Annotated in this window: 5 protein-coding genes and 1 tRNA gene; 4 read left to right on the top strand and 2 right to left on the bottom strand. The window is 75.8% G+C overall.

What is annotated here, in order from left to right; all coding sequences use genetic code 11:
• Positions 1-24 precede the first annotated feature (24 nt).
• Positions 25-97, bottom strand: a tRNA-Cys gene (locus F6W97_RS13255).
• A gap of 379 nt (positions 98-476) precedes the next feature.
• Positions 477-1,313, bottom strand: a complete 837-nt coding sequence (locus F6W97_RS13250) for a patatin-like phospholipase family protein (RefSeq protein ID WP_230686638.1) — start codon at positions 1,311-1,313, stop codon at positions 477-479.
• A 340-nt stretch (positions 1,314-1,653) separates the two neighbouring features.
• Here F6W97_RS13250 and F6W97_RS13245 point away from each other — a divergent pair, with 340 nt between their 5' ends.
• The 4 genes from F6W97_RS13245 to F6W97_RS13230 are packed head-to-tail and all read left to right on the top strand — an operon-like array spanning position 1,654 to position 12,148.
• Positions 1,654-2,583 (top strand): DUF4132 domain-containing protein, encoded by a 930-nt coding sequence (locus F6W97_RS13245; protein ID WP_155370563.1) that lies wholly within the window; start codon positions 1,654-1,656, stop codon positions 2,581-2,583.
• Between the two features lies 1 nt (position 2,584).
• The gene (locus tag F6W97_RS13240; RefSeq protein ID WP_155370562.1) at positions 2,585-7,360 is read left to right on the top strand and encodes a hypothetical protein; all 4,776 of its coding nucleotides are present in this window, start codon (positions 2,585-2,587) and stop codon (positions 7,358-7,360) included.
• Complete coding sequence (locus F6W97_RS13235) at positions 7,357-8,514, top strand: ATP-binding protein (RefSeq protein ID WP_155370561.1); 1,158 nt, start codon at positions 7,357-7,359, stop codon at positions 8,512-8,514. Before F6W97_RS13240 ends, F6W97_RS13235 begins: the two co-directional genes overlap by 4 nt.
• Complete coding sequence (locus F6W97_RS13230; protein WP_155370560.1) at positions 8,498-12,148, top strand: DUF5682 family protein; 3,651 nt, start codon at positions 8,498-8,500, stop codon at positions 12,146-12,148. The genes F6W97_RS13235 and F6W97_RS13230 overlap by 17 nt, the downstream gene beginning before the upstream one ends.
• Positions 12,149-12,166 lie beyond the last annotated feature (18 nt).

The raw sequence follows: 12,166 nt of genomic DNA, 5'->3' as shown, positions 1-12,166 counted from the left end.
CACCCTCCCCAGGTCCGGTAGGGGCGAGACTGGTCGGATTCGAACCGACGTCCTCCAGCTTGCAGTCAAGGCGCGACGACCTCTGCGCTACAGCCTCGCCGCGCGGGACGATACCCGACCCGACCGACACGCGAGCGACCCGGCCGCCGCAGCCCACCGGGGGTAACCGGTTAACAAGGGCGCCTTCCTCGACGTATGGCGATGTGAAGGTGCCCTTCCGTTCCTTTGTGGAGGGTGAGGGAAGGGGGTCTGGGCAAAGAAAAACGCCCGTCTTGGCAACCACGGGGGAAGTCGCCAAGACGGGCGTCACGGTCGAGCATAGCGCTACCGGAAAGCTTTGGCCACTCCGGGCCCGCGTCGGGCGCAGAGAGCGGCGTCACGAGATGTTTTGGCTGATCAGCGTCCTGTGGCAGTGATCGGCGTGCGCGTTGCTCGGAGGATGCTGGGGGCATCCTCAACGGACGGTCGGCGTCGCGTCAGCACCAGACCGCGGCGACCTGGGTGACGACCTGCGCGGACTGGGCGCGTCCGGCGCGGGCCGACGCGGCCCGGTGGGACGGGTCGAGCATGTTGCGGCCGATCGCGGTCCGGGAGTTCCGGTTCGGGCTGATGACGGTCACCCGCGCGCCGGCCGCCGTCAGCTCGGCGACGTGCCGGGCGGTGCTGGTGACCAGGCCGCCGCCGACGGTCACCGGGGCGATGATGACCACCTGCTCGTGCCCGCGGGCCAGGTCGGCGTTGGTCGCCGAGCGCATCCCGCCGTCGATGTAGCGGTGGCCGTTGACCGCCGCGGGCGGCCACACGCCCGGCACCGCGCAGCTCGCGGCGACGGCGTCGATCAGCTCCACGCCGCTGTCGCGGTCGAAGACGGTGAACTCGCCGGTGTGCGCGTCCGACGCGGTGATCTTCAGCGGCTGCTCCGGCCAGTCGACCACGGGCAGCCGGGACGCGATGACCGCCTTGCGCTCCTCGGGCGTCATCGACGCGGCGGCCAGCGCCAGCGCGCCGAGCCGGGCCCGGTACTGCTCCGGGGCGCGGCTGCGCACCATCGCCCACCCGTACGCCAGCAGCGTGCGCATGCCGAGGCGGGCGGCGACCTCGTCCTTCGGGTCCTCCAGCTGGGTCTGGTAGCGCTCCTCCAGGCTGGGCTCGGTGGCCATCAGCGAGGCGACCACCGAGCCGGCCGACGTGCCGACGAGCAGGTCGGCGGTGCTCAGGTCGACGCCGGCCTCGGCGAGTCCGGCCAGGATTCCCAGCTCCCACGCGATACCGGTGACCCCGCCGCCACCGAGCACGAGCGCTCTGCGCTTCACCGCCGCCTCCTTCGTCACCGCTGACGCCCCGCCCAGCAGCCCGGGACCGCCCCGCTCCGCCGCGGCTGCGGCCGGTCGGTGACGCACTCGGCGCTGGACCTTCGACGGTACTCCCGCCGTGTGCGGTCCTGCCCGCAATACCCGCGGACATGGCCGTGCGCACGTCATCGCGCCGCCCGGGCGTGACCCGGGACCCGGCCGCGCGCCGCCGACAGCGGTGTGGCCGAATGGTTCCCGGTCGGTATGCCGCGGACGGGGCGGGGCCGCGACCAGCCGTTTGCCGGACTGTCGGCGCGGTGGTTTAGCGTCCGGTGTCTTCGACAGGAAGGTGGCCGTCCACATGGGATGGTTGGTGGCATCCGGTGGCTATGAAGTCACCCTGCGCGGGAGCGACCTGGTCGCCCGCAACGCCAAGGGCAAGGAGCTGAAGTCGGTGCCGTCGGCGCTGCGCGACGACCCGGTGGTGACCGGGCTCCGGCAGCTCACCGAGTGGCTGGGCCGGCACGAGGGGCAGTGCCGCGCCGACATCGAGCGCTGGATGGTCCGCTCGCTGCCGGTGCCTGTCGCCGTGCTGGCCGACGTCTGGCCCGACGAGACCTGGCGCGCGGCGCTGACCGACCTGGTGGTCGGGGTGCTCGACGACGACGGCGCGTTCGACCCGGACGAGGTGGGCTTCCTGCGCGACGCGTCCGCCGGGCAGATCGGCATCGTGAACCTCGACGGCGACACGGTGCGGCTGCCCGCGCAGCGGGTGGTGATCCCGCACCCGGTGACCCTGCCCGACCTCGACGACCTGCGCGAGTTCGCCGCCGACCTGGGCGTGTCCCAGTCCGTGGACCAGCTGTTCCGGCAGATCTTCAGCCGACCGGCCGACGTGGATCCGTCCGCACGGCGGGTCGGGGAGTACTCCGGGGGCAAGTACGCCGAGCTGCGCCACCTGACCGCCCGCGCGACCAAGCTCGGCTACCCGGTGCGCGGCGGCAACGCGGTCTGCCGCGTGTTCGAGGGCGGCGTCACCGTCGAGGCCCGCTCCTGGGTCGGCTCCGACGACCCGTACTACGAGACCGAGACCGGGGACCTCGTCTTCACCGACCGCAACGGCACCGCGCTCACGCTGGCCGAGGTCGGCCCGGTCGCCTGGTCCGAGGGCACCCGCATGGCGGCGGCCCTGTACGCCGGGCGCGTCGTCGAGAAGGACGAGGACGAGGACGCCGCAGAGGATCAGGTCGCGGACGCCGACGAGGACGACGAGGACGAGGACGAGGACTGACATGAGCGAGCAGAACCTGACGCTGCTGGAGGCGGGGGCGGTGCTGCCCGCCGGAACGCCGGTGGCCAAGGACGACACCGTCGACGCGCTGACCTCGCGCGCCTACCGGCACCCGGTGCTGGGCGAGCGGACCGTGGTGCGGCTGGTGCCGGCGACCATCGGCGCGGCCGAGGACCTGAGCATGGAGTTCCTCGGCTTCGACAAGCCTGTGCCGGTCAACGAGGTGGGCCTGGTCCGGCAGCAGGCGCTGGGCTTCCCCGCCTGGGCGCTGGTCCACGACCCGGCCAACGGCCACCACGCGCTGGCGCTGGTCAAGGAGATCGAGCGGCTGGCCCGGCAGGCCAAGTCGCGCATCGGCCCGGCCAAGGACGGCTTCAACGCCCTCGGCGAGCGCCTGGCCCGCGCCGTGCCGCACTTCCTGCCCACCTACTACGAGGAGGCGGGCCGGGCGTTCCTGGCCGCCGACAGCACCACGTACGCGGCGACCATGTTCGGCAAGGCGCGCGATGCCGAGCGGGCGTACGCGCTGCGCATCGACGAGGAGCGCCAGCACGCGGTGTTCCTGGAGTTCGCGCTGGCCGGTGCGCTGACCGCGAAGGCGCTGTCGCAGCACGCCCGCGAGCTGTCCGCGCGCAGCACGCCCGCCGACGCCTACGACCGCTTCCTGCGCCTGTGCGTGGAGCGGACCCTGGGCGGGCTGCCGCCGTACGCGCAGATGCACACCGACCTGCGCCGCCTGGCCAAGGCTGCCAAGCTCGACCAGGCCGAGGCCGACCGGCAGGTGCTCGCCCAACTGCTGTCCGCGCCGTCGCTGTCGCGCGCGCCGGAGGGCTTCTGGGCCGCGTACGCCGGATCCCTGTCCGAACTCGCCGCCGCCGACCCGGCCCTGCGGGGCCGCCTGCTGAGCATGTTCCCGCAGCACGTCGCCGACGACGTCTGGCTGGAGGTGCTGGAGCGGGCCGGGGCGACCGCCGCGCTGACCGAGCCGCAGGGCACCGTGCCGTTCGCGGCCGAGTCCCCCGACGGCCCCGCGGGCTGGCTGGGCCGCTTCGACGTGCACCGCCAGCGCCGGGGCTGGCGGCAGAACGGCCGCTCGGCCCGCCTGCTGGCACTGCTGGAGCGCATGTCCGGACGGCTGAAGGCCGACGGGCTGCCCGTCGTGCTGTGCCGCCGGCACAGCGGCGTCGACCTCGACCTGCTCGACGCCTGCCTGGCGCTCGGCGTGCCGGTGGCCGACCCCGAGAACGCCCGCTACCAGGTGACGCGATGGCTGTCCGACGAGAACGAGGGCCGCCGCGACCTCGTCGCCGTCGCCGGCGACGGCCGCTTCCTGACCGCGCTCGCCGAGGCGGTCGAGCAGCACCTGCGCCCGAACTACCGGGAGACCGCGGGCGACCCGGAGCGGGTGCGCGCCGTCACGGCCGTGCCGGGCCTGCGCACCGCGGCCCACGCCCTGCTGGACCTGCTGGCCGCGGACACCGCACGGCACGGCCTGCCGACGCTCGCCACGCACCTGGACCGGCTGGCCCTGCTGGGCTGCCCCGACGGCGTCGCCGTCAACCCGGAGGCCGCCGAGCGGGTGCTCGGCCACGACGTCGCCGCGCTGCTGGGCCGTACGCTGCGCGCCGGTGTGCTCGACGAGCTCGGCTGGCCCGCGCTGGAGGAGGCCGTCGCCCGGCTGGGCCTGAGCCCCGCCGACGACGAGGACAACCTCGCCGTCGTCAGCCAGTGGCCGTACCTGGTGCTGCGCCGCGGCGACGTGGTGCTGGTGGTCGGCGAGAACGGCGTGGAGCTGGAGCACCTGCTGCGCATCCCCGCCGACCAGCGCCACTACCTGTGGCGGCTGGTGCTGCGCTACGTCGACCGGCAGCTGCTGGTGTGCTGGGACATCGGCCGGGAACGCTCCGGCTACTGGAGCGGCGCGCCCGACGACGTGTTCACGGTGCCCGACGAGGCCTTCGACATGTCGGACGCGGTCTCGCTGCCGCTGCCCGGCGGAGGCCGCACCGCTGGCGGCCGCCCACTGCACGTCGGCGATCGCAGCGAGCGCCGCATCGGGCGGGTGCTCACCGACGGCGTCTCGCACTGGGTGATCCGCAACAACGGCACCACCCTGGTGTGCCAGGAACTCGACCCGGTCACCGGCGAGCGCGGCCGGGCCAGTCTGCCCGCGTTCCTGGAGGACGGCGCGGCCGACGGCGAGTCGCTGCTGCTGAACGCGTCCCGGCTCGCGCCGCGTGACCCGGCCGCACCCGGCGACAAGGGCCCGCTGGTCGGCTGGCGGGTGCGCCGCCGCGCCGACGGCAGCCTCGCCGGGCAGTCGACCGACGGCACGGTGTACACCCTGCCCGCCGCGGCCGCCAAGGGCGAGTTGTCCGGGGCGGTGCGCCTGCCCGGCTCGGACGTGGTCTGCGGCGTGCTCACCGCACGCCACTGGCGCAACAACACGATGACCCTGGTCGACCCCGAGGGTGTGCTGCTCGGCGAGTACACGGTGCCGCAGGGCCCGTCGGCGTACGCCCGCGGCACCCGGCTGGTGCCCGGGGCCGGTTACTGGCACCTGCTGCGCCCGCGCGACGAGGCCGGTTCGGCGGCGCTGCGCGCGGCCACCGACGAATGGTGCGCCGGGCTGCTGCGCGAGGCCGTCGAGGCCGTCGCCGCCGCGGAGGACGACGCCGCCGCGCAGGAGGCGCTGGTCGCGCTGGTCGCACAGCACCTGCCCGAGGTCACCGATCCGTCGCTGCGGGCCGGGGTCGCCGGGCTCGTAGAGCGGGCCGCCGTGCAGGTCACCCGGCTCGCCGGGCTGCGCGACCGGTGCGAGGGACACGCCGCCGACACGGCCGCCGAGCCGGCCGCGGAGTGGACCGGAGGCGTGCAGGACCACGTGCTCGCCGCCGCCCTGTCCGGTCTCATGCCGTACTGCTACAGCCGCGGTGACAGCGCGGTGCGCCTGCTCACCGGCACCGGTGCGGCGTTCACCGCCGCCGAGGCGCCTGCCGGGAAGCTGGACCTGCAGGCCGACGACGACTGGTTCGACGTGCTCGGCGTGCTGCCCGCGGCGATGTACCGCGCCGCGAGCCCGGTGACCAGCCCGGAGTACCGGGTCGCGCTGCTGGAACTGCTCGACGTGTGCGCCCGCAGCGGGCTGCTCACGCCGGGGTCCCGGCTGCGGCTGCTCACGCTGAAGTCCGACCGGGCCGTCGACGAGGACGCGCTGCCCGGCATGGTGCTGACCTTCGGCGCGCGCCGGCTGCTGGTGCTGTCGGCAGACGCCGACGACCGCGAGGTGAAGGGGCTGGAGTTCGCCCCGGACGGGGTGTTCGGGGCGCTGCCCGGATACGCCATCACCAGCCAGAAGGCGCTGGACACCGGCATCGCCACGCCGGAGGCGATCGCGGAGTTCGCCGGCCTGCTGGCCGGGCACGGGCCGACGGTATGGCAGCAGGAGCGGGTCGCCGCGCTGTCCGACGCCGCCGGGATCAGCCTCGCCGAGGCCACCATGGTGCTGGCGGGCCTGCCGCAGCACCCGTGGCACAAGGCCGAGTCGGAGCCGGTGCGCGAGCAGCTCGGCGGGATCGACGGCGCGGCCGCGGCCGCCGCCGCGAGCCGGATGCGGATGGGCCACGTGACCGCGACCGCGCGCACGCTCGCCCAGCTGCTGCCCGCGGACCTCGCCACGTTGTGGACGGCCGGCCCGGCGGTCGGCGCGTTCGCCGCCGCCTGGACCGAGCGCCACGGCGTACGCCGCCCGGTGCGCGACGACCTGATCGTCGCCATCGACAAGGCCGATGTGGACGGCTCGATGAACGCGTCCGAGCTGATTCACGGCATCGCCAACCCCGACTCCTGCCACTGGCTGCAGGGCTCGGTCCAGGGCATCGACGACGAGGACATGCTGGTCGCGTTCGCCAAGTGTGTGCCGTGGCTGGTCTACCACCTGCCCGCCGACGACCCGATCCGGGCCGCGCTGCCCCGGGCGGTCGAGCTGGCCCAGGCCAGGCTGGCCGACCCGGCGCTGTCCCTGCCGGTCGGCTACATCATGGAGAAGAAGGCCGACGCGATGCTCGCGGCGACCGGCGCCACCCCGGTGACCGGCCCTGACGGCGTCTCGGCCGGTGCGGTGCTGCTGCCGCCGGACAGCGGCTGGCGCGTGGTGCACCTGCGCCCGGCGCTGCTGACCGGCGCCGACGACCCGGTGCTGCACGTGCTGCGGGCCAAGCTGGAAAGCCACGACGAGGGCACCTTCGCCGCGCTGCACGCGCTGGCCGGGGGGCAGCTCGCGCGGCTGGTCGGCTACCCGGTGCCGGCCGGGATCGACGGGTTCGCCCAGGACCCGACCCGTTCCATGCCCGACCTGGTGGCACGGGTCGCGCAGGAGCGTGGCCTGACCGCCGACGCCGCGACGCTGTACCTGCAGCTGCTCGCGCTGCCCGACCCGACCGACCGCAACACCGCGCTGTGGACGGGCTGGAAGCCGGCCCGGCTGAAGGCGGCCCGCGCCGCGCTGGCCGCCACGGACCTCGTGGTCGAGGCCAAGCGGCCGCGGGCCGGGCGCAGCCTGTTCCTGCCCGGCGGCTGGCTCGCGCTCAAGGCCCCGCACCTGCCGCTGGAGCGGTGGAAGCTGCCGCTGCTCATCGGCGGCGAGAACGGCGTGTCCGGCTTGGACATCGTGCTGCCGGTCGCGCCCGCGCCGCAGCTGTTCGCGCTGGCCTGGGACAGGATCACCGCGGGCGACGGACCCCGATTCGACGAGCTGGTAACCGAGAGGCGCCGATGACCACCACCACGACAGCCCGGCAGGTCGACCCTGCCGAGCACGCGTACGACGGCGAGCTGGCATTCCTGGCCGCGTACGACGGCGGGCCGCGCCCGCCCGGCTGGCGGCTCACCCCGCGGGCCGTGGTCACCTTCATCACCGGCAGCGAAGGCCGCGAGCTGGAGCTGGCCAAGGAGGACCGCCGCGAGGGCCTGCCGCACAAGCTGACCGTGCCGGCGAAGTTCGTCGGCGAGCGCGCCCTGGTCGAGCGGTGCGTGGTCACCCTGGCCGGGGAGCGCGGCCTGCTGCTGGTCGGCGAGCCGGGCACGGCCAAGTCGATGCTGTCGGAGCTGCTGTCCGCGGCCGTCTGCGGCACCAGTGAACTGGTCGTGCAGGGCACCGCGGGCACCACCGAGGACCAGCTGCGCTACGGCTGGAACTACGCGCTGCTGCTGGCCCACGGCCCGAGCAGCGAGGCGCTGGTGCCCTCGCCGATCCTGTCGGCGATGCGCACCGGCGCGGTGGCCCGGGTCGAGGAGATCACCCGCTGCCTGCCCGAGGTGCAGGACGCGCTGGTGTCGCTGCTGTCCGACCGCCGCATCGCGGTGCCGGAGCTGGCGGGCACCGACGGCGCGACCGTGCACGCCGCACCCGGCTTCACCCTGATCGCCACCGCCAACCTGCGCGACCGCGGGGTGTCGGAGATGTCGGCGGCGCTCAAGCGCCGCTTCAACTTCGAGACCGTCGGCCCGATCGGCGACCTCGCGGCCGAGACGGCCCTGGTCGGCAAGCAGGCCCGCGCCGCCCTGGAACGGGTGCAGGCCCCGTTCGCGGTCGACGACGCGGTGCTGGAGGCGCTGGTCACCGCGTTCCGTGACCTGCGTGAGGGCCGCTCGGTCGAGGGCTGGGACGTGGAACGGCCCTCTACGGTGATGAGCACCGCCGAGGCCGTCGCCGTGGCGACCTCGCTGGCGCTGGCCCAGGCATACTTCCCCGGCGACCGGGACGTGCTGTCGCTGCTGCCCGGCCACCTGCTCGGTGTGGTGCGCAAGGACGACCCGGCCGACGGCGCGAAGCTGCTCGGTTACTGGGACGGCGCGGTGCGTCGCCGGGCCGAGGACGGCGCGCGGCTGTGGCGGCGGCTCTGGGAGCTGCGCGATGTCCTCGGTGGCTGAGTCCTCGGTGGCGGAGACGGCGGCGCTCGACGGCGACCCGGCGGTCGCCGTCGCCGAGCTGGCCGGGCAGCGCGACCCGTTCCTGATCGGCGTACGGCACCACTCGCCCGCGCTGTCGGTGGTGCTGCCCGAGCTGCTCGACCGGTACGCGCCCGAGGTGCTGCTGCTGGAGCTGCCCCCGGAGCTGGGGGAGTGGCTGCCGTGGCTGGCCGACGAGGCCGCCACCGCGCCGCTGGCCCTGGCCGGGGCGGTCGGCGACGCCGGACTGGCGTTCTACCCGTTCGCGGACTTCTCACCGGAGCTGGTCGCGGTGCGCTGGGCCGCGCGGCACGGCGTGCCCGTGGTGCCGTGCGACCTGCCGCTGGCCGACCGGGTCTGGCACGAGCCGGAGACGTCCGCGCCCGGCCCGGCCGGGCCGCGGCTGTCGCTGGCGGGCGCGCTCAAGGGCGCCGCCACCGGCCGCGCCGACGAGGACATGTGGGACCGCACGGTCGAGGCCCGCGCGCCGGGCGCCGACCCCGAGGCGGTACGCCGGGCGGCGTTGCTGGTCGGCTGGGCGCTGCGCCGCGACGCCGAGACCGGCGACGGGGTGTCCACCCTGGACCTGCGCCGCGAGGCGCACATGCGCGGCTGCCTGGCCGAGCACGCCGGCAAGCGGGTCGCGATGCTGGTCGGCGCGTTCCACGCCCCGGCGCTGCGCGAGGCGGGACCGGCGAACCCGGCCCCGCCGGCCGCGAAGGTGGTCACCTCGCTGGTGCCGTACACCTTCGGGCTGCTCGACGCCCGGTCCGGTTACCCGGCCGGGATCCGCGACCCGCAGTGGCAGCAGTTCGTGCTGGCCGCCGCGGGCGACCCGGCGCAGGTCGAGGCGGCGGCGCTGGGCGCCGTCGTGGCGGTGTGCGCCGGGGTGCGCGCCGCCGGGCACCCGGCCGGTCCGGCCGAGGCGCGCGAGGCGGTGCGGCTGGCCGTCGACCTGGCCCGGCTGCGCGGGCTGCCCGCCCCGGGCCGCGGCGAACTCGTCGAGGCGCTGCAGAGCGTGCTCGCGCACGGCGAGGTGCTCGGCCGCGGCCGGGTCGTCGCCACCGCGATGGAGCACGTGCTGGTGGGGGACCGTCGCGGGCGGCTCGCCCCCGGCACCCCGCGCTCCGGTCTCGGCCCCGCGGTCCGCGAACTGCTGGCGTCGCTGCGGCTGCCCGGGCCGGGTGACGCCGTCAAGGACACCCGGCTCGACCCGCTGCGCTCCGACCTGGACCGCCGCCGCGAGGTCACCCTGCAGCGGCTGGCCGCCTGCGGGGTCGGGTACGCCGAACCGGTCGCCGGCGACGGCGGCGCGGGCGGCGTCGACGCGATCACCAGCCGCTGGCGGCTGCAGTGGACCCCGCACACCGAGGCCGGCATCGAGGTCGCCGGGCTGCGCGGAGTCACCCTGGAACAGGCCACCGAGGGCGCGCTGGCCGAGCGCCGCCGCCGCGAGACCGCCGCGGGCGGCCCGTCGGCGGCAGAGGTCGTCGAGGGCCTGCACGCCGCGGCGGCGTGCGGGCTGCCCGAACTGGCCGCGCGGCGGCTCGCCGAGGTCGCCACGCTGGTGCCCGCGCAGGGTTCGCTCGCCGAGGCGATGACGGCACTGGCCCTGCTCGACCGGCTGCGCCACGGCCACGTGCCCGGCCTGCCCGAACCGGACCAGTCCGCCGTCGCCGAGGCCGCCGACGCGGTGGAGACCGCCGCCGTACGGCAGGTCGACGGGCTCGCCGGCTCCGAGGACGTCGCCGACGCGCGGGCGCTGGCCGCGCTCGCCCAGCGCACCGAGGCGTCCGGGTCGGCGCTGCGGCTGACGGACGCGCTGGCCAGGCTGGCCGCCCGGGGCACACCTCTGATGGCCGCCGCCGCGGGTGCGGTACGCGTGCTGCTCGGGCACGTCCCGGCGGAGGACTTCGGGGTGCGCGTGGCGTCCTGGGTGGACACCGCGGGCACGGACGAGGCCCGGCGCGCCCTGCAGGGACACGTCAGCGGCCTGCTGGCCGTCGCCGAACCGCTGCTGCAGGCCGCCGAGGGCGTGCTGACCGGGCTGCTCGACCGTGTCGAGAACCTGCTGGACGAGGCGTTCCTGGCCCGGCTGCCCGCGCTGCGCGGCGGCTTCCACACGGCCAGCCCTGCCGGGCGTGACCGCCTGCTGGCCGTCGTCGACGAACGGCTCGGCGGCCGTGTCGCCGACCTCGGTGACGTCGACGACCCGGACGCGCTGCTGGTCCGGCTGCTCGCCGACCGCGCCGGCCGGGCGGCCCTGGAACGGCTGGGACTGCTCGCGGGCGACGGGCCGGAACTCGACGCCACCGGTGGGATCGCCGCCGCCGGTGGATCCGACGCCACCGCGAACCCGGATGCGACCGGCAACCCGGATGCGACCGGCAACCCGGATGCGACCGGCAACCCGGATGCCACCGGCAACCCGGAGGTCATCGGCGGCCCGCATGCTCCGGATGGCGGGGTGACGGCACGGGCCGGCCGCGAATCCACCCGGCGGCCGCCGTCGGGCGAGCTGACACCCGCCGACCGCTGGCGGCTCATCCTGGGCCGCGACCGTGCCGGCATGGGCGGCAAGGCCAGGCGGTACGCCACCGCGCTCGACGAGCTCTACGGCATGGGCCGGGGTGAGGGCGCACGGGAGGACCGCGGCGCGGGAGCCGGACGCGAGCCGTCCTTCCCCGGGGTGCGGGAGTGGTCGGAGGAGCTGTCCGCGCTGTTCGGGCCGGGCGTGCGCGAGGAGGTGCTAGCCGCCGCCGTGGAGTCCGGCCGCCTCGACGCCGCGCTGGAGCTCGACCCCGACGCGGTGCGCCCCTCCATGGACCTGCTGCGCGACGTGCTGTCGCTGGCCGGCGGCCTGCCCGAGGCGACCGTGGCCCGGCTGCGCCCGCTGGTGGCCCGCATCATCGCGGAGCTGACCAAGGAGCTGGCCAGCACGCTGCGCCCGGCGCTCAACGGCCTCACCACCCCCCGGCCCACGTCCCGCCCCGGCGGGCGGCTGGACCTGGCCCGCACGCTGCGGGCGAACCTGGCCGCCAGCCGCCGCGGCGAGGACGGCCGGGTCGTCGTGGTGCCCGAGCGCCCCGTGTTCCGCACCCGCGCCCGCCGCGGCGTCGACTGGCGGCTGGTGCTGGTCGTCGACGTGTCCGGCTCCATGGAGGAGTCGGTGATCTGGTCCGCGCTGACCGCGTCGGTGCTGGCCGGGGTGCCCGCGCTGACGACGCACTTCGTCGCGTTCTCCACCGAGGTGGTGGACCTGACCGACCGCGTCGGCGACCCGCTGAGCCTGCTGCTGGAGGTGAAGGTCGGCGGCGGCACGCACATCGCCGCCGGGCTGCGCCACGCCCGGTCGCTGGTCACCGTGCCCACCCGGACGCTGGTGGTGCTGGTGAGCGACTTCGAGGAGGGGTACTCCATGGGCGGCCTGCTGGCCGAGGTGCGCGCGCTGGTGGAGTCCGGCGCGACCGTGCTGGGCTGCGCCAGCCTCGACGACGCGGGCCGGCCGAGGTACTCGGTCGCCGCGGCGGGGCAGCTGGTCGCCGCCGGTATGCCGATCGCGGCACTGAGCCCGCTCGAGCTGGCCCGCTGGGTCGGGGAGCAGGTGCGCCGGTGAACCCGCGACCCGCTCCGG

Origin of the sequence: Catellatospora vulcania (genome assembly GCF_009720385.1) — a bacterium.
Taxonomy (GTDB): Bacteria; Actinomycetota; Actinomycetes; order Mycobacteriales; family Micromonosporaceae; genus Catellatospora; species Catellatospora vulcania.
This window is presented reverse-complemented; position numbering and strand designations above follow the sequence as displayed.

Excerpts from the sequence above, each read along its gene's own strand:
- F6W97_RS13240 (WP_155370562.1), top strand. The coding sequence starts at position 2,585 with ATGAGCGAGCAGAACCTGACGCTGCTGGAGGCGGGGGCGGTGCTGCCC.
- F6W97_RS13245 (WP_155370563.1), top strand. The coding sequence starts at position 1,654 with ATGGGATGGTTGGTGGCATCCGGTGGCTATGAAGTCACCCTGCGCGGG.
- F6W97_RS13230 (WP_155370560.1), top strand. The coding sequence starts at position 8,498 with ATGTCCTCGGTGGCTGAGTCCTCGGTGGCGGAGACGGCGGCGCTCGAC.
- F6W97_RS13235 (WP_155370561.1), top strand. The coding sequence starts at position 7,357 with ATGACCACCACCACGACAGCCCGGCAGGTCGACCCTGCCGAGCACGCG.